We start from the raw sequence: 24,399 nt of genomic DNA, 5'->3' as shown, positions 1-24,399 counted from the left end.
AATCGCCCCATCGATTGAGGCAAGACCTCTCGAAAAGAATTATGGGGCTCTGGTCCTCTCGCAACAATAGCTCGTGAACTCGGTCAGGTCCGGAAGGAAGCAGCCGCAGCGTGTGACTTGTGTGCCGGGATGTGGCTGGGGTCCCACCCTTTGAAAGCCCTGCGTTATCGCAGGGCTTTTTTCGTTTTTGAACCTTCTTTTATTTTGGCTACGCTTGGTGTTCAACGTCTTCTGATGATCAAGCTTCTTGAGGTTATTTAGGTATAATTTATAATCTCATCCGCTCGATACCGAACTTTCGTGAAGATTGTTTAGGGTACGCTCGTCGAATAACCATTTTCACCTGGGATACTTTAATGATTTCAAAAAACCAATTAAAACTGCTTCGTGCTTTAGGTCAAAAGAAACAGCGTAAAGCGCATGGCTTATTCCTAGTTCAGGGTGAAAAGAACGTACTAGAGCTAGCAAGTAGTTCATTGAAGGTGAAGCAGGTTTTTGCAACAGCAGCATTTCTCGAACAAAATGCTGGTACGCTAAATCGTTTTGATTGTGTTGAAGCATCGCTTGATGAATTGACCAAAGCGAGCACGCTTGTGAGCAATAATGCGGCCATTGCTGTGGTTGAAATTCCGAGTGTAAAAGAGCCTCAAGCGAAAGGCTTGATGATTGCGCTAGATGGTGTATCCGACCCTGGTAATCTAGGTACGATTATTCGTGTAGCAGACTGGTATGGCATCAAGCACATTATTGCGAGTACAGATTGTGCTGATCCTTATAATCCTAAAACGATCAGTGCGACCATGGGCAGCTTTGGCCGCGTACAAGTGAGTTTGGTGGATTTGCCAAGTTACTTGGAACACGCCAAATTGCCAGTATATGGCGCGTTTTTGGAAGGAGAGAGCGTTCATAAAACGGATTTCGCTGCTGAAGGTATTTTGTTGATGGGCAGCGAATCTCATGGTGTGCGCGAAGCCGCAGCAAAATTCGTGACAGATAAGATCACGATTCCAGCGTTTGGCGGTGCCGAATCACTGAATGTCGCGATGGCGACTGGCATTATTTTAGACAACATGCGCCGCCAACATAGCTAACGCAACAATTACATAATAACAAAGCCAGTCAATTGACTGGCTTTGTTGTATTTTGCCTAGAAAAATCAGCCTGGCTGAATCTTGCGTTTAACGAAATACAGTGAATGTTGTTCGGTGAGTTAATTTTGTTTTAGTTCAATAGGCTGTGCCTATAAATAAAATTACTCCTTTCCATTTAGTAAAATCAGGAAATTAGGCGACACTTATCTAAAGGCCGCAATAAAATGCCCTTAAGGAGATAAGAATGCATTCATTAAAAGTAAAAGATTACATGACGTTGCAAGCGGTGACTTTCACGAAAGATATGTCACTTTCGGCAGCTTTAAACAAAGTAATGCAAAGTGTCACACTAGGTGGCCCTGTCATTGATGAAAATGAAAAAGTGGTTGGGTTTTTATCGGAGCAAGACTTATTAGATAAGTTGGTGAAAGCAAGTTATCACTGCCAAGATACACATACGGTACAAGAGTGTATGCATGATGATGTCTTATCTGTTTCTCCAGAAATGTCAGTAATTGAACTGGCTGACATGATGAAAGTTGGAAAGCCGAAAATGTATCCAGTGGTGGATGGCAAAGGTAAGTTGGTTGGTGTTATCACAAGAAGAGACGTGCTGCGTGCCATCGGAATGACATTAAATGAGTGTTTTAAGCATCCCGTTTAACCTCTCTGTTTAAATTTTACGGAATATTGCTTTTAAACTGGTTTGGAAAGACGCTTCGGCGTCTTTTTTATTTTCTATCGCCGAACTGTACAAATTTATCTTGACCTTGGAGCTTACTCTAAGGTTTACCCTTAGCAATAGGTAAATCACCGATACCAATAAGGAAAAAATTATGTGTACAAAACATCAAGGTTGCCAATCTAGCAAAATCAAAACTGCGGTGCCGCTTGGTGCAAGCGAGTCATGCTGTGCGCCAGTAAAATCTTCGCTCAATATCTCTCAGGCCAGTGTTGATGTTTCTGAAAGCTCTTGCTGTAGTGGAGGAGGCTGCAGCGTTGACACAGGCGAGGAAGACGATCCCACAAGGGAGAGTAATTCCTCCGTTCGGAACGCTTGGCTTGTGTCAGGTATGGATTGCCCATCTTGTGCGCAAAAGCTTGAGAAAGCCATTACGTCTTTACAAGGCGTCAGCCAAGCCAAGGTTTTGTTTGCAACAGAAAAACTGGTCGTCGATTTTGATGGTCGAGAGCTGATAGCTACGATAGAGCAGACAGCCCAAAAAACGGGTTTCCCGCTCTCTTCACTGGATGCTCCAAAACCAAGCACTACAAAGAAAGGCTGGCTTGGCGTCATAAGAGACAACATCCAAATTCTCTCGATCGCTGGTGCAATGGCTACTGCGGCAGTAATTTCTAAGATCGACCCTCAAATAAGCGCTTGGTTATTCACTTTGACATGTTTACTTGGTTTATACCCAATCGCGCTCAAAGCATTTAAGTTGGCGCGTAGCGGTACGCCTTTTGCGATTGAAACGTTAATGAGTGTAGCGGCGCTCGGCGCTTTATATTTAGGTGAAACCGCCGAAGCCGCAATGGTGTTATTGCTTTTCCTTATTGGTGAAAAGTTAGAAGCATATGCATCATCTCGCGCGCGAAGCGGTGTCCAGGCGTTAATGGACTTAGTCCCAGAAAATTCAATTTTAATAATTGATGGTGAACGTAAAGAAGTACCAGCTGCTCAGCTTAAACCAGGGGATATCATAGAAGTCGCCCCCGGAGGTCGTTTGCCTGCCGACGGTGTTTTGCAAGATGCGCTTGCGAGTTTTGACGAAAGTGCGTTAACGGGAGAATCTGTTCCCGTTGAGCATCAAACCGGTGGCAAAGTGATGGCCGGGGCTGTGGTTGTCGATAAAGTGGTTCGTTTACAGGTGACTTCCCGTCAGGGCGAGAATGCGATAGACCGAATTCTTCATTTGATTGAAGAAGCAGAATCCCGTAAGGCACCATTAGAACGCTTTCTTGATAAATTTAGCCGTTGGTATACGCCACTAATGATGTTGGTGTCTCTGATGGTTATCGTTACGCCGCCATTACTATTTGCCCAACCGTGGGAAACGTGGATCTATCGAGGACTCGCCCTGCTGTTGATTGCTTGTCCATGTGCATTAGTAATTTCAACGCCTGCGGCGATCACTTCTGGCTTGGCGGCAGCGGCTAAGCGGGGCGCATTGATCAAAGGTGGTGCGGCGCTTGAGTTGCTTGGCAAGGTTGAGTCTGTCGCATTTGATAAAACTGGGACACTGACGCAAGGTAAACCAGAAGTGACCGACGTCTTTGCTTTTGATATGGATGAAGACAAGTTACTTAGCCTAACTGCGTCAATCGAGATTGGTTCAAGTCATCCTCTAGCGGTATCTTTAGTTACCAAAGTGCAAGAGCAGGGGCTTACTATTCCTGAAGCGTTGGATAAAACCGCGCAAGTAGGCTCTGGTGTCACAGGTTACGTCGATGGAAAAATGGTCCAAGTGGTCACGCCTTCAAAGGCAGGCTTTCCACTTTCTCAAGAAGCCAAAGAGCAAGTGGTTACGTTGGAACAACAAGGTAAAACGGTTGTCATTGTGCGTTTCGATGACGAGGTCATTGGCGTGATCGCATGGCAAGATACATTGCGCTCAGATGCCCAGCAAGCCATCGCAATGTTGAAGGAACTTGGGGTCACGTCGGTGATGCTAACGGGTGACAACCCGAGAAGTGCAGAAGCAATGGCAAATATAATAGGCTTGGATTATAAAGCGAGTTTGTTACCTGCAGACAAGGTGCATTACGTCGAGAAGCTATCACAACAACATACCGTTGCGATGGTGGGAGACGGTATCAATGATGCTCCAGCCATGAAAGCTTCGAGTATCGGCATTGCGATGGGAGGCGGTACAGATGTTGCGCTCGAGACTGCTGATGCGGCGTTAACACACAACCGTTTGATTGAGCTACCTGCCATGATAGAACTGTCGCGTGCGACGCTAAGTAACATTCGTCAGAATGTCGCGTTAGCGCTAGGTTTGAAAGGTGTATTCTTAGTGACAAGTTTACTTGGTGTAACTGGGTTGTGGGTTGCTGTATTAGCCGACAGTGGTGCAACAGCACTGGTGACATTGAATGCGTTGAGATTACTTCGTTTTGAGTCCAAGCAGATCAAATAACTGACCTAACCATTGATTCCACTCATTAATAGCCCGAGGCATTCGTGTATCGGGCTTTTTTTAACCGTATTAACCTGATGCGATCAGACGTTTTTCTCGTCCTTGAAATCACGCATTGCTATGCAACAAAATGATCTAATGCCCCTTAAAGTGTGATCAATACCAGTTTTGTTTGAAATTTCATTTTCATTACATTTTGTCATTGTGATTGTGATCACTCTATGTTGGTGAAAGGTTCGCTACAGTGCATCTGTACCCAATAACTGATTAATGAGCTTATTGTTCATAAAATAAGCCACAATAAGGAGCGACTTATGTCTCAAGCTGTATTCCATTTAGGTGTTACTGAAGCTGATCTTAATGGTGCGACTCTAGCGATCATTCCTGGTGACCCAGCGCGTGTTCAAAAAATCGCAGAACAAATGGAAAATCCAGTATTTCTAGCAAGCCATCGTGAATACACGCTATACCGTGCAGAGCTAGACGGTAAACCTGTTGTGGTTTGTTCTACAGGTATTGGTGGTCCTTCTACCTCTATCGCAGTTGAGGAATTGGCACAGCTTGGTGTTCGCACTTTCCTACGTGTTGGTACAACGGGTGCAATTCAACCGCATGTAAACGTGGGTGACATGATCGTAACGACGGGGTCAGTTCGTCTTGACGGTGCGAGCCTACACTTTGCTCCTATGGAATTCCCAGCAGTTGCTGACTTTGAAGTAGCAACCGCAATGAAAGCAGCGGTAGAAGAGTCTGGCGCTACGGTTCACATGGGTGTGACTGCATCAAGCGACACGTTCTACCCTGGTCAAGAACGTTACGATACGTTCTCTGGTCGTGTTGTTAAGCGTTTCCAAGGCTCTATGCAAGAATGGCAAGACATGGGCGTACTTAACTTCGAGATGGAGTCTGCAACACTGCTAACAATGTGTGCGAGCTCTGGTTTAAAAGCGGGTTGTGTGGCTGGTGTTATCATCAACCGTACACAAAAAGAGATTCCAGATCATTCAACTCTGAAAGAAACGGAAGCGCGTTCAATTAAAGTGGTTGTAGAAGCAGCGCGTAAAATGCTTTAAGCCGCTATAGTTGGCATTTAAACAAACAGAAAAAACCAGAGGCTAACCTCTGGTTTTTTTCTACTTATAGAAATGCGTACAGCTAAAATTTAGGTATAAAAAAAGCAGCATTAATGCTGCTTTTTATCGTTGTTAATTTTAGCTTTTCTTAATGGCACTATATCTCGTCTGAACCGCCCGCGTCTTTAAACCAAGCCGTTAAGTGCGTTCTTAAATCTTTAAGCTCATCAGGGCCAATCAGGGCTAGCCCTAAGTCTTCAGCACGAGTAATGTCATTGTGACGAAGAGGACGGAAGCTCACCAACATTGCGCGCGCTTGTAAGCCACCTAATAGATCGCGAAGCGATTCTAACTTATATAAAGTATCGTCGCCGTCATCTCTCATGCCTTTGGTTTTGCACTCGATGATGTGCAGCTTGTTGTTTACAACTGTTGCGACATCTAACTCATTGCGTACTTCACTTTCACCAAGTTTGCGATAAACCTGAACATTTAACGATCGATCTTGGATCGTCGGCATGGTGTCTTGGATTTGCTTCACGGTGCTGTGAACCAAAGTTTCTAACCACTCACCGTTTGAAAAGCGTCGAGCATCTTCATCTGCAAACGTTAAAACGCCATTCTCATAGGTGGCGATTTCTGCTTCTACTAAATCTGAAAGCAACATGTTGAGCTCACGGTAGCCCTGCTGTTTTTCGGAGAGCTCGACATCAAGCTTTTGTTCTTTGCGGCATGTGGTTGCAAGGTAGTTAAGTGTTGCTAGACCTGGCCCAAGCTCAAGCGCATTTGAGGCCCATCGTTCACCAAGTTCATACAATTTTTTATCAAGAAGAGGTGGTAAATCAACGTGGTGAAATTCGCCGCGTGCACCAAAGATAGTGAGGTAATCTGCAATCGTAATGTGATCTTCGACTTGGGTATCTTCTTTGCCATCAGGGTATAACCAACAAAGCTTATCGCTACTAGGCTCAACCACAAAAATTGGCCAGCGATAGGTACGGAAAACTTCGTACACCGACAACAAGCGATGACGAAGACCACAGCTCGCGTTCAATTTTACATCTTCGCCGCGTTCATGGAGATCTTTTGCCAGTTTTTGAATTGCTTGTTTGATCAGAGATGTATTAACAGCGGATGGAATTTCAAAAAATTCAGAAGTAATTTCTCGTTGATCTAAAACGGCACTCAGTCGGTCAAATATATCTAACTGGCTCTTGTCTCCGATGAAGACGATATGTGTGCTTAGCGTACGATTATCTAATAGAGGAGTGACCAATCTCACTGGGTCTTGGTCGATAATACCAACATGAACAGCCATAGATTTTCCTTTTTATGAGGCCGCTCGAAAAGAGTTGTGCAAGGGGATGAGCTGGCCTTATTAATCATATGTAGACATGGCCGACAAAAAACAAGGGCGACTTAACAAAAAGTCGCCCTTATACAGTTGATTGCACTAATTAATACTCTTAATTATAAAGTATTTATAACTTAAAGCGGTGGACCAATTCATTTTGCTGATGAGCCAAGTGGGTCAGTGATTCACTGGTTTGTGCGATACTCGACATGGCTTGGAAACTTTCATCGGCGATGTTGTTAATATCTTCAATGCTGCGAGCAATGTCTGTTGATGTTTCACTTTGCTCTGCTGCTGCTTGTGAAATGTGCGTACTCATTTGGCTGATCTCAATGATTAGCGCCTGGATCTCTTCCATTGAGCTGTTCGCTTTTGACGCTTGCTCAACCGACATCTCCATATCGCTCATACAGCTTTGTATGACTTGGTTTGCCGATTGTGAGCTAGATTGCAGATTACTGATCATAGATTCAATTTCAGTGGTTGATTGAGTCGTTCTTGATGCGAGTACTCGTACTTCATCTGCCACTACCGCGAAGCCGCGACCTTGTTCACCAGCGCGAGCCGCTTCAATTGCCGCGTTCAATGCCAGTAGGTTGGTTTGCTCCGCAATGTTGCGGATCACATCAAGGATAGACCCAATTTGACCACTCATTTTTTGTAGCTCAGAAACTGCGGAAACCGATTCGTTCAAACGTGTTTCTAGTTGATTAATGGTTGAGATATTACTGCTCATAACATTTCTGCCTTCTTCAGAGGCAGATTCGACGCGTTGCACCATTTCTAACGAGCCTTGCGCACTTTGCGCGACTTCCTGCACTGAATGGGACATTTCTGTCATCGCGGTAGCGACGTTTGCCGTTTGTTCGCGTTGAGAGCTCAATTTAATTTGTGCTTGCGAAGAGGTGCGTTCGTTGGTTGTCGCGGTTGACGATAGGTTTTCTGACGCTTCGTTGAGTTTCACCAAGATCTCGTGAAGGTTGTCGGCGAGTGAGTTAATGTGTCCACTCACACGGCTGAATTCGTTGTTATAGCGAATGTCGATACGCTGTGTCATATCACCTTCAGTCAGGCTTTCTAACACTTTTAGAATACGAGTCAACGGTTCGCGAACGCTTTGAGCGATGTGGTAGCCAATCGCTGTCGCGAGTAAAACGACAATAACGCCAATGATGATGGCTTTCGTTACACCCGCCGAATATATGTCACCTGCGTCTGCCAATGATTCATTGAGCTTATCTGTTGCGGTTGTCGTGAATTGCTCAAGAATCGCCATGGTTGAATCCACTTTATTTGCTAGGTTGGCGATATTGTTATACAAAGCGGCGCGAGCATTGAGGTAATTATTATGTTGGTCTAGCACACCGCCACGCATACCAACGTCACGAGTAAATTGCTCTACAGATTCGCCAAAAGCTTTTTCTAGCTCAGGAAGCTGAGTCACCAACCCGCGGAATGCGTAATTCAAGTGCGCTACTGCTTTGCGGTTTTTAGCTACGGCTTGCGTAACAAACTCAGGGTTGGAACTGGCGAGGGCATCAGAGGTAATTACTTCGGCATCTTTTAACTTGATAAAGTAGCTCTTTGCCATGACTTTGACAGAAATGCTGGTTTGATCTGCCACATATTCTTTAAGACCAACCGAAAGTTCGGTATTCAGTTTTTGGAAGCGGCGTGAGGATTTTTGCACTTCTTCTTGAGCCGCAAACATTGCTTCGTAGTTGTCCATGGCCTCTAGAGCTTCTGTAAAATAGCTCTGCTCTAACGTTTTTAACTGTGAAAACGGTTCGGCAAGAGAAGGGTAGATTTGGCTTGCGGTTTTCAGTTGAGCCAATGTGGATTCGAAGCGCTGTTGAGATCTAGCAAATTCCTGACGCATTTCATCCATGCGTTGTTTATTCTCTGTCGTCAGGAAGTCTTTAAATGATTTGTCGGCAGAAAGCAGCTCAACACTGGTTTGATTAGATAACGATACCAACGGTAGGGATGATTTAGAAACCGTGCCAAATTTTCCGTGAATATCACTCATTCCTCCCATCATAATGGCAATTGTGACGGCAAATAGGATGATGATCAGTGCAAAGCCGGCATACATCCTTTTAATAACTGAACCTCGCATAAGTGAGCTTCCTCTCCCAAAAATAGACAAGCTACCCAAGTATTTTTGAATTTACTTGGGTATAAAAATAATAATTGTCTTAAAAAAGTAACAAAATTCATTGGATTGTATTCAGTTTGTGATGCGCATTTTATGACGCACACGACAAAAAAAGCTTCGTTAATTAGCATTTGATTAATAATGTTAAGTGAACACTGTTTTTATTGAGCTCCGCTTTTGGTTGGCGCATACTAATTGGGGTCTAATTACGTTTATAAAATGGAGTCCTCATGGCGGAAGAAACGATCTTTAGTAAAATTATTCGCAAGGAAATCCCTGCCGATATCCTTTATCAAGATGATTTGGTGACTGCGTTTCGCGACATTAACCCTCGCACACCAAGCCATATTCTCATTATTCCGAATAAACTGATCCCAACAACGAATGATGTAGAAGCTGAAGATGAAGCAATGATGGGGCGTTTGTTCACTGTTGCTAGAAAGTTAGCGAAAGAAGAAGGTATTGCTGAAGACGGCTATCGCCTGATCGTTAATTGTAATCCACATGGTGGCCAAGAGGTTTACCATATTCACATGCACCTACTAGGCGGCCGCCCTCTAGGTCCAATGGTATTGAGCTAAGCTTTTAAAAGTGGGTGGTGATTCACCCACTTCTTTTTCCTGTCGAATGACACATTTGTGGAGATAAATGTGAAACTAGGTGTAAAGCTGTTAGGGCTGATGAGCTGGGCTTTAATGGCCTCTGGCTGCGCGAACTTATCTGCGGGCAATCTGTTTAGCCATTACAGCAACCAGAATCAAGAAGTTTATCAAGCCGTTGTTGCAGGGGAATATGCCAAAGCAAAACAACTTCAATCAAGTGAAGTGGGTGGCGAGATACTTGGCAATTTTGAAAAAGGTCGCATCTCTTTTCTTGCTGAAGATTACCCAACAAGTTTGAATGCGCTAGAAAGCGGCGATCGTGCCGTACGTGTTCAACAAGATCGAGCGACGATATCTGTGTCAGACACGGCAACGAGCGTCGGCTCTCTCGCAGTGAACGACAATCTCCAAGACTATCATCCCGCCGATTACGAACTTGGCTTTTTGCACCTGTATCTAGGACTAAATTACTTACAGAAAAACGATTTAGAAGGGGCACTAGTTGAAGTGCGTCGAGCTAATCAAGTTCAGGAAGCAGCAAGAAAGGCGCGTGAAAAAGAGCTTAAAGCAGCAGAGAAAGACCTTAACAAGCAAGGCATGTCTGCCAATTTAGGCAGTGTGTTAGCGAACTACCCTGATGCTGGTAAAAAACTAAGCGCGGTACAAAATGGTTATCTGTTCTATCTTTCTGGCTTGTTATATGAAGCGTCGCGAGACTTAAACAGTGCTTATGTTGATTACCGACGAGCACTCGCTGTAATGCCAGACAACAAGCAAGTTGTGGAAAGCACCTTATACGCTGCTAAGAAGCTGGGCATGCGTGAAGACTTGCGCATGCTAGAGAAGCGGTATGGTAAAGCACCTTCTGGATTAACTCAGTCACAAGGGCGAGTCATCGTTATTGATGAGCAGGGTGTTGTTGAGGCGATGAAAGGGTGGCGTATTGATTTACCAATTTACGACAGTCGCGATAATGGCGCGATTTATTCGTTGGCGCTTCCTTATTATCAGAACCGAGGTGCTCAACGTTTTAGCGATGTTGTTTTAAATGGTCAGGTATTGCCTTCCAGTACGCTGACTGATGTTAATGCGATGGCGCAAAACGATCTTAATGAACGTCTTACTACAATAGTGATCCGTCAAGCTCTTCGTGTTTGGGCAAAAGATCGAATCCGAAAAGAGGCGGCGAAAAAAGGCGATGATGTGGGCAACATACTTTTCAATGTATGGAACACATTGACCGAACAGCCAGATACGAGAAGTTGGCAAACATTGCCAGCGCAAGTGAAAACGGCTTCAAAAATCGTGAAACCGGGAACACAAAGTTTAAACTTGGGTGATCAAACCTATCAGTTTGAAGTGCCTGCACAGCAGACTACATTGGTATGGGTATCTCGTCAGGGAGCACACTCAACCGTGTGGCATAAACAGCTAGGGAGACTGTAATGAAAGCATGGCTTGTTTGTTTAGCAATGGCTATTGGTTTAGTTGGATGCGCCGAAAACACGGCTGGTATTCGAATTGATGGCCAAACGCAAAAAGTATTTTTTAATGATAACGTTTTAGGTAGTCGCTTATTAGTTGACAACATCACCACCACTTACGTTGATGATCGCCCACGAGGAGTCGTGCAGCTGAGTAGCAATTACAAAGGTGATCAGCATATTCTTTACCGATTTTATTGGTATGACAACAATGGTTTAGAAGTGAATACCAAACCTGGTCCGTGGCGAAAAATGATTGTGCGAGGATTTGAGCAAGTCACGTTATCTGAAGTTACTGTGAATCCAAATGGCACAAAATTCCGTGTGCAAATTAGAGAAGCACAAGACGATTAATCTTAACGGCTCTGCCGAAGCTGCCGCGCTAACGATGCGCTGGTATTGAAAAACTAAGGAACTCTCATGAAAAAAAGTATTATTGCTCTTTTAGGTCTTGCCGTCATTTTAGGTGGCTGTTCTAACAAAGTCTCTTACGGCGATGCGCAAGCAACAGAAACCACGACTATCGATTTTGGCTCAACAGATTTACAAAAAATCGCGGCTGAAATGGTGGATAGCATGATGATGTCGGGCTCTGTAGCAGCAATTACTCGTGACCAACGTCCTATCGTTTTTGTTGAGCGAATTAAGAACAAAACCAGTGAACATATTGACACTGAATCCATTACTGACACGATCTCTACTAAGATGTTGAACTCAGGTAAGTTCCGTTTTGTTGATATGGATCGTGTTGAGTCTGTGCGTGAACAACTTAACTTCCAAAACACGGATGAGCTTGTTAACCAAAGCACAGCTATCCAATTTGGTAAAATGGTTGGTGCTCAATACATGCTTTACGGCAACCTATCTAGCATTGTGAAAAATGCGGGTAGCGATAAAGATGTATACTACAAGATGACCATGCGCCTAATGGACCTAGAAACAGGTTTGATTGAGTGGGCGGATGAAACTGAAATTCGTAAAGCGCAATCTAAGAGCCTATTCGGTCTTTAATCGAACAGGGTGGAGAAGTCATCAATGGCATGGTTTTCTTGGCAACAAGCAAAACAGTTAGATCCGAGTCTTAACGCTCTCGATGGCTTCTTTACGGAGCCTCCGGTAAAAGTACAAACTGTTACCGGGGGGCTCACCAACCGTTGTTGGCGGTTGGAATCTTCTCAAGGCCTTGCATACATCTGGCGACCGACCAGTCATGTCTGCAAGGCTTTTTCAATTTCTCGTCACAGTGAATATCAAGTGCTGAATGCAGTCTCTTCATTGGAAATTGGCCCCAAGCCAGTTTTTATTCATGAGCAAGGGTTGCTGGTGGAATGGATAGAAGGAGAGGCTCTGACGGAGTCAGGCTTAGCACTAAGCAATTTATTATCCATTGCGGCGAAGATTCATCAATATCCGATAAGCGCAATTCCTTTGGTTCCATTTTCATATATTTCTCGCATCGATCATTATTGGCTTGAGCTTGGTGGTCAGTATGTGGGGACGGAGTTTGAGGCTTTGTACATGAAGTGGCGCACGGAACCGAACGTTGCACCTGTTCCGCTGGCCCTATGTCACTTCGATCTGGGGTGTTACAACCTAGTGCGAGGAGAGAGTGGGGTGAAAGTCATTGATTGGGAGTATGCCGGGATTGCTGACCCTAGGCTTGATTTGACCTTAACTATTCAGGTCGCGAATTCGCCTGTGGAAGAAGCGGTAAAGCAGTATTGCCAAATTCGAGGTATCGAAGATGTGTCTCTTTGGCTGAGAGGTGTAAAAGCTTGGCAACCAAGAACCTTGGTGATGGCGATGCTCTGGTATCTACTTGCCTATAAATTGTGGGGAACTGAACAATACTTAAACAGTGCGTATGAGTTGAAAGGCTCATTGTGTATGGAAGATCACTGTTTTGAGAACTCGTGATATTTTCCCCTTTAACAGTAAGGAAATAGTGGTAGTTTTAATAAAAGTACCAGATACACACAGGGAGAGGTACACATGATTATTTACTTACACGGCTTTGACAGTACAAGCCCGGGTAACCACGAAAAAGTTCTTCAACTGCAATTTATCGACGACGACGTTCGTTTTATCAATTACAGCACCCTTCACCCAAAGCACGACATGCAACACTTGTTAAAAGAAGTGTCTAAAGTTATCGATCAATCTGATGACCCAAACCCGTTAATCTGCGGGGTTGGTTTAGGTGGTTACTGGTCTGAGCGAATTGGTTTTCTATGCGGTATCAAGCAAGTGATGTTCAACCCGAACTTGCACCCAGAAAAAACGATGGCTGGTCGAATCGATCGTCCAGAAGAGTACGAAGATATCGCAACAAAATGTGTTGATCAGTTCCGAGCGAAAAATCAAGCTCACTGCTTAGTGATTCTCTCTAAAGATGATGAAGTGCATGACAATTCGAAAACGGCAGCTGAGCTAGAAAAACACTATCAAATCATTTGGGATGAAACTCAGTCTCATAAGTTCAAAAAAATCTCTCATCATTTACAAGCGATAAAGGCATTTAAAAATACTTATTAATGTTGAGTGTAGACAGTAAAGCGGCGTTTTTATCTGCTGCTTTGCTGCGATTCCTTCTCTTGAGTATGCCGAGCCACTGTCTCTTTGAAAGGCACATTTTCTTGGTTTAACGCTTTGAATATTGTGTTCTCCTTACCGTTTTCTTACTTCCCTCCTATGTAGCACGAACACCTTGTTGTAGAGTAGTCGAAAAGTAGTCAATCCGTACTCGTTACACGGATTTTGGTTGCCTTCAAAGTTGGTCTCTATATAATGAACCGGACTAAAATAATTTGATAAATATCAAAAAAAATTGAGAGCGAGTAATAAACTTGCCCAAAAAATTCTGGCGTCGTATGCGTACCAGATAAACATGCCAAACCCTGACAAGTCATTGATAGATAAAGAATCAAGGTGAGTGGCAGTTTTTTAATCCAAGTAATTGAGACACCTCTAAGAACCAAGAATTCATCGGTTGGATGGATGCCACAAATGTTTGTGAGTCATGCATCGAGCTGAACCCCATATATTCATTTTTGTAGAGGAAAATCATTGTGACACGCATTATCGTTGTAGGCGGCGGTGCAGGTGGTCTTGAGTTGGCAACTAAGCTTGGTCGAACTCTAGGTCGCAAAAACCGTGCGCAAATTACGCTAGTCGATCGAAAAGCGAGCCACTTGTGGAAGCCATTATTGCATGAGGTTGCTACAGGTTCTTTGGACGAAGGAGTAGATGCACTGAGCTATCGAGCTCATGCAAAAAACCACAGCTTCGACTTCCAAATGGGTAGTCTTCAAGACATCGACCGTGAACGTAAAGTGATCATCTTAAGTGAGCTTAAAGACGAACACGGTGAACTTCTTATGCCAAGCCGTGAGCTAGAATACGACATTCTAGTGATGGCAATTGGCTCGACATCAAACGACTTCAACACGCCTGGCGTTCGTGAAAACTGTATTTTCCTAGACAGCCCTGAGCAAGCACACCGTTTCCGTACAGAAATGAACAACGAGTTCCTAAAGCTGCACGCGAAAAACGGTAACGGTACGGTCGATATTGCTATTGTTGGTGCTGGTGCAACTGGCGTTGAACTATCAGCTGAGTTACATAATGCTGTTAAAGAGCTGCGCACTTATGGCTTCGGTGATCTTGATTCTAGCAAGTTGAACGTCAATCTGATTGAAGCAGGTGAGCGTATTTTACCAGCGTTACCTCCACGTATTTCTTCTGCTGCTCATCAAGAGTTGGTGAAGTTGGGCGTAAACGTGCGCACCGCCACTATGGTGACTAAAGCTGAAAAAGATGGCCTTACTACAAAAGATGGTGAGAAGATCCCAGCTCAAATCATGGTTTGGGCTGCGGGTATCAAAGCTCCAGACTTTATTAAAGATATCGCTGGCTTAGAAACGAACCGTATCAATCAGCTTGTAGTGAAAAACACACTACAGACAACACGAGATGATGACATCTTTGTTATTGGTGACTTAGCACAATGCACCCAGTCTGACGGTTCGTTCGTGCCGCCACGCGCTCAAGCTGCACACCAAATGGCAAGCCAGGCATTTAGTAACATCGTCGCGAAGATCAACGGGCGCGAGTTGAAAGACTATGTATATAAAGATCACGGTTCATTAGTGTCTCTAAGTCGCTTCTCAACCGTTGGTAGTCTGATGGGGAACCTAACTAAAGGGTCGATGATGGTAGAAGGCCGTATTGCTCGTGTCGTTTACATCTCATTGTATCGCATGCACCTAATGGCGTTGCACGGTGTATTCAAAACCGGTCTGATGATGCTCGTCGGCCGCATTAATCGCGTGCTGCGTCCAAACCTTAAGCTGCACTAAGGTTTTAAATCCACTCTGTGTGGATGTGTTGTATCTTAAAAAATGCAGAAGCCACCGCAAGTCGGTGGCTTTTTGTTTATGTTAGATCTGTCGGTAAAAGTGAGAACACAACGCCATCTTTAGGCTTACCCTGAAAAATAAACCGGTTTCTGGCGATGGCTTCTTTTTGTGCACCGACGGACTCAATTAAGGCTTGGCTAGCTTCGTTGTCGGGGTCACAAACAATCTCTAGTCGAGTTAAACTTAGCTTTGCGAAGCAGAATTCTGCTAAGGCTTTAACGGCTTCTTGGGCATAACCTTGCCGTTGATAGCGGTCGGCAACCCAGTAACCAATACTCGCCATATTAAACGTATGATATAACTCATTAACCGCTGCCATTCCAACCAAAGTGTTACTTTGCCGCTCATAGATACCGAAACCAAAAGCCTCAGTTTTGACCCAGTTAAGACGGGTTGCCAACAGAAAGTCCTGCGCGGTTTTCAATGTGACGTTTTTATCACACCAGTCAAGCCATTGGTGCAGCGAAGGGGATTCTGCAAGTAATCGTTGTAGTGAATGTGCTTCTTCAGCAGGGATGAGCTTGAGCGCTAAGCGGGGCGCAATGATTTCAAAGTCTGGACTCATGAACTAATACGACTTCCATGTTGAGTGTAAGTAAATTGAAAGCTGTCTATTTATACTTGAACGCAGCTATTTTCCTTGCTCTGCGTTGGTTAGGAATAACTGAGGTATAGCAGATAAAAACAAAGCGCAGCTTTGCTGCGCTTTGTCGAACCGCTCGTGCTTATCGAACCCGACGAACTTGAATGATCATACCCATCAACGGGTTATCTAGGTAATGAGTCTCGCTGCTACGCATACGACGTTTTTGATCCATTCGATAACTCTTCAGGAATTTCTCTTCGGTTACTGTCGGCGATATTTCTGCCAAGTTACCAACTTGGACGTTACCATCTACTTCACCTAAGTCATCCGCCAATTGCTCAGTTGAGGTTGGTTCAAAACGCACCTCTCTAACACTTGGTTCGCGCAGATCTAGTGTTGTTTCAGCGAAGAGGTAATGCTGTACGTATATTTGGAATCGACCATCTAGTTCATATAAAGGACCATTGACCGTCTCTTCACTGTAACCGTCGCTGGAAAATGTTTGATTACTATTGCCATTGATTGGGCGGCCATCTGCTTGATAAGAATCAGAGAAATCTCGCCCGCCAACGATGCGGAAAATTGGGGCGCTAGATTTACCTCGGTCACCTTGACGCCAGGCTACGTGTTTAAGCACTTTAAAGCCGGCATGATTATTTAGTGCCGCTTCTTGCGCGTTGAGACGGAAAGAAGAACTTGGCAAAAGCGTCACGCCTTTAGAGCGGCGGTAGGATTCACTCTCTAGGCTACCGACATTTTCCATATCGATTTTTGGCAGTTGATTCGGCCAAGATTCTGTTGTGCTTTCAGCGTCGACTGCTCGCTTGAAAATGATCACTTCAATATCAAATTGGCGCTGTGCCCAAGAGGGCATTGAGACACATAGAAGCAATAACGGGATCAGTATTCTCATTCGACTATTAGCTCGTTGGTAATAAATTCTGTTTAAAATCATTCAGTAAGTCTTGAACAAACTGAATGCGTTTACGTCGGTCCACCAATGGTACGCTAAACTTGAACTTAGTTGGACCTTCCATTGCAAATTTTTGCGGCTGTGATTGCAGCAGTTTAACTAAATACGCTGGATTTATGTCAGCATCAGGGTAAAACTCGATAAATCCACCTTTATCATGGGCTTCTATCTTTTTCGCTTTTAAACTACCAGCCGAAATTTTCAATTCTGAGACGGCAAGTAAGTTCTTTGTTGCGTCTGGAAGCAGACCAAAGCGATCAATCAGTTCCACTTTTAGCTCTGATAGTTCATCACTGCTTGTGACACTCGCAATGCGTTTGTACATCGACAGTCGTGTGTTTACATCCGGAATGTAATCATCTGGTAAGAGCGCTGGGATTCGCATTTCCACTTCAGTTTGCTCACGAAGCAGCTCATCCAAAGATGGCTCCTTGCCTTCTTTTAATGCTTGCACTGCTTGTTCCAGCATTTCCATATAAAGTGTAAAACCAACGGATTGAATTTGCCCACTTTGCTCATCACCAAGCAGCTCACCAGCACCACGGATTTCTAAATCGTGGGTTGCTAACGTAAAGCCAGCACCTAAGTCTTCCAGTGAAGCAATCGCATCAAGACGCTTGATGGCATCTTTGGTCATGGCTTTTGGATGTGGCGTTAATAAGTAAGCATAGGCTTGATGGTGCGAACGTCCAACACGGCCACGTAATTGATGCAACTGCGCCAAGCCAAGATTGTCCGCACGATCCATGATTATGGTATTCGCCGTTGGTACGTCGATACCGGTTTCGATGATGGTTGTACACACCAACACATTAAAGCGCTGATGGTAGAAGTCATTCATGATTCGCTCAAGTTCGCGCTCGCGCATTTGACCATGAGCCACGGTAATGCGTGCCTCTGGGATGAGTTTCTGTAAGTCTTCTGCCGTTTTTTCAATGGTTTCAACCTGATTGTGCAGGAAGTAAACCTGACCACCACGCATAATTTCACGCAGTACCGCTTCACGGACCACTGGCTCTTCTTTTTGTCGAACAAAGGTTTTAATGGCTAAACGGCGTGCAGGAGGTGTCGCGATGATCGACAGGTCTCGCATGCCACTCATTGCCATATTCAGTGTACGTGGAATTGGTGTTGCGGTGAGGGTAAGAATGTCCACATCCGCACGCATTGCTTTGACCTTTTCTTTTTGACGAACCCCAAAGCGGTGTTCCTCATCAACGATCAACAAACCTAAATCTTTGAATTTAATGTCGCTCGAAAGCAGCTTATGCGTACCAACGACAATATCGACTTTACCATCGGCAACGTCTTGCAGAATGACTTTTTGTTCTTTGGCAGATTTAAAACGAGACAGTACTTCAACTCGGATTGGTAAGTTGGCAAAACGGTCACGGAAGTTTTCGAAATGCTGCTGAGCAAGCAAGGTTGTTGGTACGAGTACGGCGACCTGTTTACTGTTATCCGTTGCGACAAATGCTGCGCGCATAGCGACTTCCGTTTTACCAAAGCCCACGTCACCACACACTAAGCGATCCATCGCTTTTGCCTGGCACATGTCTGACAATACGGCATTGATGGCCATAGCTTGGTCATCTGTTTCTTCAAACGGGAATGTTGCTTTAAATGTTGCGTATTGCCCACGATCTAGCTCAAATTTGAAGCCCGGTTTTAATTCTCGTTTTGCATACACATCCAGCAATTCTGCCGCGACATCACGCACTTTTTCTGCCGCTTTACGACGTGCTTTTGCCCACGCTTCACCACCTAATTTATGCAGTGGCGCATTCTCTTCAGCGCCGCCAGAATAACGGCTGATAAGATTCAGTGATGAAACTGGCACGTAGAGCTTGGCATCGTTTTGATACTCAAGGGTGACGTATTCCGTTTTCATGCCACCGGCTTCAAGTGTTTGTAAACCGATGTAGCGACCAATACCGTGATCAATATGAACCACAGGTTGACCGGGTTTTAACTCCGCAAGGTGGCGAATAACGGTGTCACTGTTGACGGCTTTTTTATCTTTGCGGCGTCGCTGGATAACACGGTCACCGAGTAGATCACTTTCACAGATCAGAGCGAAGTTCAGCTCTTCGTGAATGAAACCATGCTCTGCTGCGCCTAAGATCAAGCTGAATCGATCACCTGAGTCTAGAGCTTGGTAAAGTGAGCCATGTACGACTGGCCGAACTTTGATGCCTTGCAACAGCTCCGTTAGTGCTTCACGACGACCTTCTGACTCTACCGAGAAAACGATTTTTCCGCTGAATTGCTCACTAAACTGACGAAGGCGCGAGAGCGGCTCTTTATTTTGTTGCTGAACGCCAAGCTCGGCTAACGATTGTACGGGTAGGTTTTGACGACCGGCACGCTTAACCACTTTATCTAGGCTCAATTGAGCGATAGGGAGCTGTTTTAGTTGACTGAAAAGTTCGTCTTTTTTCAACCAAAGCTGTTCAGGAGTCAAAAGAGGACGCAGCGGATCAACTTTTTTCTGGTCGTATCGATATTCGACATCGGTTAAGAAAGTATCGACCGCAGATTCGATATCACCATATGTGATGACTTGAGAGTCTTCTGGCAAATATTCAAATAAAGTCTCGGTATGGTCAAAAAACAGCGGCTGCCAATACTCAATACCAGCGGGCCACGTGCCTTTGGTCACTTGCATGTAGATTGATTCAGGCTCGCGGCGCGCGTCGAACTGGGTGCGCCAACGTGTACGGAAATCTTCAATCGCTTCTTTAGTGGTTGGGAACTCATGTGCTGGCAGCAATTGGATTTGCTGAATATCGTCGATAGAGCGTTGGTTCTCTGGATCAAACGTGCGAATGGTATCTATTTCATCATCAAAGAAGTCGATGCGGTACGGGTCATTGCTGCCCATAGGAAAGAGATCCAGAATAGACCCACGACTTGCATATTCACCTGGCCCAAATACTTGATCTACATGGCGGTAGCCTGAATTTTCAAGTTGTACACGTAACTTCTCTAGCGAGATTCGATCACCAGTTTTCACCATTAAAGTGTGTTGCAACAGAAAATTACGTGGCGATTGGCGTTGCAATACTGTACTGACCGGGACGATGGTTATGCCATCACGTTGACTTGGCAGTTGGTATAGGCGTGCGATACGTTCAGAGATGATTTCTTGATGCGGAGAAAAGTTATCGTAAGGCAGCGTTTCCCAGTCGGGGAACAGGCTTACCGTTTGGTCGGTGAATTGCTCAATCTCTGCCTGAAGCTTTAAAGCAATTTGCGGGTCAGGCACAACGAGTAGAGAGTGACTCGAATGCTGCTTGGCTAGCTCTGCAATGGCTAGAGGTAGAGCTGCGCCCGGCAAATTACCTAGCTGTTTTTTGTCGCCACGCTCTGAAGGGTTGGTGACGGAAAGAATCGTTGCTTTTGTCATAGGAATTATTTTTTATCTCGCTCCATCGAGCGCTGACGTAAAAGTTTTTGTTGTTGATACAGTGCCGCCTTTATCAGTAAATCTTGATCAGATTCTCGGAGCATCTTGTATCTAAGCGTGATAATGAAATCTTGCTCTGAAGCATCACATTCTTCTACTTGAGCGTAACAGTAAATCGCCGCAGCAGGGTGATCGAGGAACAGTTTAACACGAACGAGTTGTTGAGTAGTTAACGCTGTATCTGAGCGGAAACTGAGTTGACTAGCACCAAACTGCGTCGTTTGATATCGAATGGAGGCGTCATCTTGTTGTGAAAGCATAAAGCTCAACAAGAGGTTAAGTTTCGCGTTTTGCGTATCAAGCAAGTTGATCACATGCTTTAACTCTTTGTTTTTCAGCTCTAGACGCGCGTTGTCTGCCAACATATCTAAGTGACTAAATTCACTGGCGACAATAAATGGTGCTGGAATTTCGGAGGCAAATGTTTCTTCATCTGGCAAAGCAAAGTCCGCACTCAACGTTTCGACGTTGATGGTGAGGTTATGATGGACGGTAAAGTATTCTTGCTCTGTCATATAGTCGATCCTTTTGCCAGTGAGCGCTCCCTGTTCACTCAACAAACAAAGAGAAATAGGGCACTGATTATCGCTAACTGAATGAAGTTATCAAGTTTAGCTGATTTGTCCTTGAACTTTTTGCCCTAAATACAGACTTATTGCATGTCGTTGACAAATTTAGCGATTCTCTTGTCTTCTTAATGAGAAGAGTAAGGTAAGATAATCCGCTAAAGCTTTATATCAAAACAACCAGTTGGTTTGTCTTATATGTATCATCCTATCTCATTGTTTATTGGCTTAAGGTATCTTCGGGGACGCTCTGGAGATAGGTTCAGCCGATTTGTTTCTTATATGTCGACGGCGGGTATTACGATCGGTGTAATGGCGTTGGTGACGGTTCTTTCTGTGATGAACGGGTTTGAATCGCAGTTAAAAGAACGCATTTTAGGTGTGCTACCTCATGCCGTTGTTTCGCAACACGATGGAAAAACGCCTATGACCGAGTCTGCCCCTCCATTTGTTCAAGCGATGTCGAGTGAATCTCAGCCGGAGCCTATCGTTAGAGGAGAGGCTGTTATTCAGAGTTCTGCACAGCTGACGGCTGGTTACCTCATCGGTATTGAACCTAAGAAAGGCGATCCGATTAGCAACCATTTGATTGCCGGACGATTATCGTCACTTCAAGCAGGTGACTACAATGTATTTTTGGGTCACAGTTTGGCGCGTTCACTAAAGGTCTCAATCGGGGATAAAGTGCGCTTGATGGTGACCAACGCAACGCAGTTTACCCCACTTGGCCGTATTCCTAGCCAGCGAAACTTTACTGTCTCAGGCATTTTCAATACGGGATCGGACGTTGATGGTCAATTAATGATTGTGAACTTGACGGATGCATCTAAGCTGATGCGTTTCCCTAAAGACACGGTTTCTGGTTGGCGTGTCTTTTTCTCTGACCCATTTATGGTGACGGATTTTGCTGACCAACCCATGCCTGATGGATGGGAATGGAGTGATTGGCGCGAACAGCGTGGTGAGCTTTTCCAAGCGGTGAAAATGGAAAAGAACATGATGGGACTTATGCTAGGTCTAATTGTGGGTGTCGCTGCATTCAATATTATCTCCGCTTTAATTATGGTGGTAATGGAGAAGCAATCAGAAGTCGCAATATTGAAAACTCAAGGCATGACTCAATCTCAGGTGATGACCATTTTCATGGTGCAAGGTGCAAGCAGTGGTGTAATTGGCGCGATTGTTGGTGGTGCTGCGGGCGTGATCTTGTCACTTAATCTAAATGCGATTCTTGAATCTGCTGGTGTGGCGCTATTCAGCTTTGGTGGTCATCTACCCATCTTGATTGATTCACTGCAAATTCTTTTAGTGGTGGTATTGGCGATTGCTCTTAGCCTTGCTGCTACGCTTTATCCTTCTTATCGAGCATCTTCTGTTAAACCTGCTGAGGCACTTCGCTATGAATAAGCTATTAGAATGTCGTGATATTCGTAAAGTCTACCGAGAGGGTTCGTTAGATACGGAAGTGTTGAAAGGCGTAAGTTTCGATATCGACAAAGGGGAGTTGGTTTCTATTGTTGGCTCTTCTGGTTCGGGAAAAAGTACCTTATTGCATATTTTAGGTGCGTTAGATGACGCAACTCATGGTGAAGTTGATTTTCTAGGGCAAAACTTATCAGCTTTGAGCTCGAACAAACAGGCGGCATTACGCAACAAGCACCTTGGTTTTGTATACCAGTTTCATCACTTATTGGCTGACTTTACTGCGCTTGAAAATGTGGCGATGCCACTGATGATTGGCGGTGCTAAAGTAGAGGATGCAAAACAGGCGGCTAAAGCGCTGTTAGATAAAGTTGGTTTGAATCATCGGATGCAACATAGACCCTCCGAGTTATCGGGTGGTGAGCGTCAGCGTGTTGCGATTGCGCGTGCATTGGTGAATAAACCTGATCTGGTCTTGGCTGATGAACCTACGGGGAACTTAGATCACAATACGGCACTGTCTATCTATGATTTGATGCGCGAGCTCAATAAAGAGTCAAACATTGCATTTTTGGTTGTCACGCATGACAAAGAGCTGGCAGCAAAAATGGATCGTCAAATGCACATGCAAGATGGTTTGCTCGTAGATCGTTTTGTGACTGATACAGCATCTGCGGAGGGCTAGTTTTGTTTACCTCTTTAGCTTTGATGATTGGTGGTCGCTTCAGTCGAGCGAAAAAGCGCAACAAGATGGTGTCTTTCATATCGCTTTCTTCGACTATTGGTATTGCGGTTGGCGTTGCTGTGATCATTATCGGTTTGTCTGCAATGAATGGCTTTGAGCGCGAGCTGCAATCGCGTGTGTTGTCTGTGATCCCACACGGAGAGTTAGAAGGTGTTAATGGACCACTTCATGACTACACCAAAACGATGAATCAAGCTCTAAAACATGAACATGTTGTTGCGGCAGCACCGTACGTTCGTTTTACGGGCTTGGCAGAAAAAGGCAGTAAGCTAAAAGCGATAGAAGTTCGTGGTGTAGAGCCTACTTTCGAGCAAGCGGTGTCGAGCTTATCGAATTTTATTGACCAAGAAGCTTGGCAAAACTTTTATGCCGGTCAGCAGCAAGTGATCTTAGGACGAGGTGTAGCAAACGAGCTAAATGTCGCCGTGGGGGATTACGTTACGTTGATGATTCCGCAAACAGGCGGCGCAAATAAAGTGCAGGCTCCTAAGCGAGTGCGCGTGAAGGTGTCAGGGTTCTTAACATTGAATGGCCAAATCGACCACTCTCTAGCGTTAGTACCATTAGCGGATGCTCAGCAATACGCGAGATTAGGGGAAGGGGTCACTGGCATTTCACTAAAAACTGACGATGTTCTCAATGCGCCTTCTATTGTTCGCGAGGTTGGTAGCATGGTTGATGTTTATGTGTATTTGAAAAGCTGGCAGCAAAAGTTTGGTTTTTTGTATCGCGATATTCAGCTCGTGCGCACCATTATGTACTTGGTGATGGTACTGGTGATTGGCGTGGCATGTTTTAATATTGTGTCTACGTTGATGATGGCAGTGAAAGACCGAGCGGCGGAAATCGCAATTTTGCGAACAATGGGAGCAAAAGATAGCCTAATCAAACGGATCTTTGTTTGGCAAGGTGTATTCTCTGGTGTATTTGGCAGTCTCGTCGGCAGTGTTATCGGTGTCTTAGTGGCGTTAAATCTGACTCCGTTAATTAAAGGGTTAGAGAGCTTAATTGGTCATCAGTTTTTATCGGGCGATATTTACTTCGTCGACTTCTTACCATCACAACTACACTGGCCAGATGTGGCATTGGTGTCAGTGACGGCGATAGTGCTTAGTTTACTTGCGACGTGGTATCCTGCTTCTCGTGCCGCAAGGTTGAATCCGGCGGCTGTACTGAGTTCTAAATAGCTGATTGTTTTACAATATGCGAAAAACAAAAAAGGACCGAATTCGGTCCTTTTTTGTATTTATCCGACTTGAGTAACATCGCGTTTCATTCTAACTGTTAGATGCCCCTCAACTGATAGCTCAAATGC

The 24,399-nt window shown here is 44.7% G+C and carries 20 protein-coding genes and 1 other RNA gene; 15 read left to right on the top strand and 6 right to left on the bottom strand.

The window, feature by feature from the left end; genetic code table 11:
- Positions 1-47: 47 nt before the first annotated feature.
- The 5 genes from ffs to udp all read left to right on the top strand — a co-directional run bounded on the left by ffs (position 48) and on the right by udp (position 5,307).
- An RNA gene (gene ffs / locus NL626_RS03035) (signal recognition particle sRNA small type) lies at positions 48-144 on the top strand.
- A 212-nt stretch (positions 145-356) separates the two neighbouring features.
- Positions 357-1,091, top strand: a complete 735-nt coding sequence (locus NL626_RS03030) for an RNA methyltransferase (RefSeq protein ID WP_005378485.1) — start codon at positions 357-359, stop codon at positions 1,089-1,091.
- Positions 1,092-1,335: 244 nt separating this feature from the next.
- Complete coding sequence (locus NL626_RS03025) at positions 1,336-1,755, top strand: CBS domain-containing protein (protein ID WP_005378483.1); 420 nt, start codon at positions 1,336-1,338, stop codon at positions 1,753-1,755.
- 172 nt (positions 1,756-1,927) lie between these two features.
- Entirely contained in the window at positions 1,928-4,234 is a 2,307-nt protein-coding gene (locus NL626_RS03020; RefSeq protein WP_253656974.1) for a zinc/cadmium/mercury/lead-transporting ATPase, read from the top strand.
- 314 nt (positions 4,235-4,548) lie between these two features.
- Positions 4,549-5,307: a uridine phosphorylase gene (gene udp, locus NL626_RS03015; protein ID WP_005378479.1), complete on the top strand. Its 759-nt coding sequence runs from the start codon at positions 4,549-4,551 to the stop codon at positions 5,305-5,307.
- A 157-nt stretch (positions 5,308-5,464) separates the two neighbouring features.
- Here the strand turns inward: udp and NL626_RS03010 are convergent, their stop codons facing one another.
- Both NL626_RS03010 and NL626_RS03005 read right to left on the bottom strand, forming a co-directional pair.
- A complete protein-coding gene (locus NL626_RS03010) occupies positions 5,465-6,625 on the bottom strand; it encodes a DUF1887 family protein (RefSeq protein ID WP_005378476.1) in 1,161 nt (386 codons plus the stop codon).
- A gap of 163 nt (positions 6,626-6,788) precedes the next feature.
- A complete protein-coding gene (locus NL626_RS03005) occupies positions 6,789-8,780 on the bottom strand; it encodes a methyl-accepting chemotaxis protein (protein ID WP_253656973.1) in 1,992 nt (663 codons plus the stop codon).
- A 269-nt stretch (positions 8,781-9,049) separates the two neighbouring features.
- On the opposite strand from NL626_RS03005, the gene hinT reads away from it, so the two are divergent.
- The 7 genes from hinT to NL626_RS02970 all read left to right on the top strand — a co-directional run bounded on the left by hinT (position 9,050) and on the right by NL626_RS02970 (position 15,263).
- Complete coding sequence (gene hinT / locus NL626_RS03000) at positions 9,050-9,400, top strand: purine nucleoside phosphoramidase (protein WP_005378473.1); 351 nt, start codon at positions 9,050-9,052, stop codon at positions 9,398-9,400.
- A gap of 69 nt (positions 9,401-9,469) precedes the next feature.
- Positions 9,470-10,867: a COG3014 family protein gene (locus NL626_RS02995; protein ID WP_064376278.1), complete on the top strand. Its 1,398-nt coding sequence runs from the start codon at positions 9,470-9,472 to the stop codon at positions 10,865-10,867.
- A complete protein-coding gene (locus NL626_RS02990) occupies positions 10,867-11,259 on the top strand; it encodes a YcfL family protein (RefSeq protein ID WP_005378469.1) in 393 nt (130 codons plus the stop codon). The genes NL626_RS02995 and NL626_RS02990 overlap by 1 nt, the downstream gene beginning before the upstream one ends.
- 66 nt (positions 11,260-11,325) lie before the next feature.
- Positions 11,326-11,916, top strand: coding sequence for a penicillin-binding protein activator LpoB (gene lpoB / locus NL626_RS02985; RefSeq protein ID WP_005378467.1), 591 nt, complete (start codon positions 11,326-11,328; stop codon positions 11,914-11,916).
- 24 nt (positions 11,917-11,940) lie between these two features.
- Positions 11,941-12,822: a thiamine kinase gene (gene thiK, locus NL626_RS02980; RefSeq protein WP_253656972.1), complete on the top strand. Its 882-nt coding sequence runs from the start codon at positions 11,941-11,943 to the stop codon at positions 12,820-12,822.
- A 75-nt stretch (positions 12,823-12,897) separates the two neighbouring features.
- Positions 12,898-13,440 carry an alpha/beta hydrolase YcfP gene (ycfP, locus tag NL626_RS02975; protein WP_005378464.1) on the top strand — a complete coding sequence of 181 codons (543 nt, stop codon included), beginning with the start codon at positions 12,898-12,900 and terminating at the stop codon, positions 13,438-13,440.
- A 533-nt stretch (positions 13,441-13,973) separates the two neighbouring features.
- Complete coding sequence (locus tag NL626_RS02970; protein ID WP_005378463.1) at positions 13,974-15,263, top strand: NAD(P)/FAD-dependent oxidoreductase; 1,290 nt, start codon at positions 13,974-13,976, stop codon at positions 15,261-15,263.
- A 76-nt stretch (positions 15,264-15,339) separates the two neighbouring features.
- Here NL626_RS02970 and NL626_RS02965 read toward each other — a convergent pair whose 3' ends face one another.
- From NL626_RS02965 to NL626_RS02950, 4 genes are all read right to left on the bottom strand, one after another.
- A complete protein-coding gene (locus NL626_RS02965; RefSeq protein WP_005387823.1) occupies positions 15,340-15,888 on the bottom strand; it encodes a GNAT family N-acetyltransferase in 549 nt (182 codons plus the stop codon).
- Between the two features lie 160 nt (positions 15,889-16,048).
- Complete coding sequence (locus NL626_RS02960) at positions 16,049-16,822, bottom strand: peptidoglycan binding protein CsiV (protein WP_005387825.1); 774 nt, start codon at positions 16,820-16,822, stop codon at positions 16,049-16,051.
- Between the two features lie 7 nt (positions 16,823-16,829).
- On the bottom strand, positions 16,830-20,291 hold the full coding sequence (mfd, locus tag NL626_RS02955; RefSeq protein WP_005387827.1) for a transcription-repair coupling factor: 3,462 nt from the start codon (positions 20,289-20,291) through the stop codon (positions 16,830-16,832).
- A 5-nt stretch (positions 20,292-20,296) separates the two neighbouring features.
- Positions 20,297-20,866, bottom strand: coding sequence for a hypothetical protein (locus NL626_RS02950; RefSeq protein WP_017634743.1), 570 nt, complete (start codon positions 20,864-20,866; stop codon positions 20,297-20,299).
- A gap of 249 nt (positions 20,867-21,115) precedes the next feature.
- On the opposite strand from NL626_RS02950, the gene lolC reads away from it, so the two are divergent.
- Genes lolC through lolE form a run of 3 tightly spaced genes read left to right on the top strand, consistent with a single transcriptional unit; the run spans position 21,116 to position 24,271 of the window.
- Positions 21,116-22,324 (top strand): lipoprotein-releasing ABC transporter permease subunit LolC, encoded by a 1,209-nt coding sequence (gene lolC / locus NL626_RS02945; protein WP_253656971.1) that lies wholly within the window; start codon positions 21,116-21,118, stop codon positions 22,322-22,324.
- Positions 22,317-23,024: a lipoprotein-releasing ABC transporter ATP-binding protein LolD gene (gene lolD, locus NL626_RS02940; protein WP_253656970.1), complete on the top strand. Its 708-nt coding sequence runs from the start codon at positions 22,317-22,319 to the stop codon at positions 23,022-23,024. Before lolC ends, lolD begins: the two co-directional genes overlap by 8 nt.
- A 2-nt stretch (positions 23,025-23,026) precedes the next feature.
- Positions 23,027-24,271 carry a lipoprotein-releasing ABC transporter permease subunit LolE gene (lolE, locus tag NL626_RS02935; RefSeq protein ID WP_025766930.1) on the top strand — a complete coding sequence of 415 codons (1,245 nt, stop codon included), beginning with the start codon at positions 23,027-23,029 and terminating at the stop codon, positions 24,269-24,271.
- Positions 24,272-24,399: the final 128 nt, after the last annotated feature.

Source organism: Vibrio sp. Y58_MX_L22 (genome assembly GCF_024181865.1).
In the GTDB taxonomy this organism is placed as follows: domain Bacteria; phylum Pseudomonadota; class Gammaproteobacteria; order Enterobacterales; family Vibrionaceae; genus Vibrio; species Vibrio alginolyticus.
This window is presented reverse-complemented; position numbering and strand designations above follow the sequence as displayed.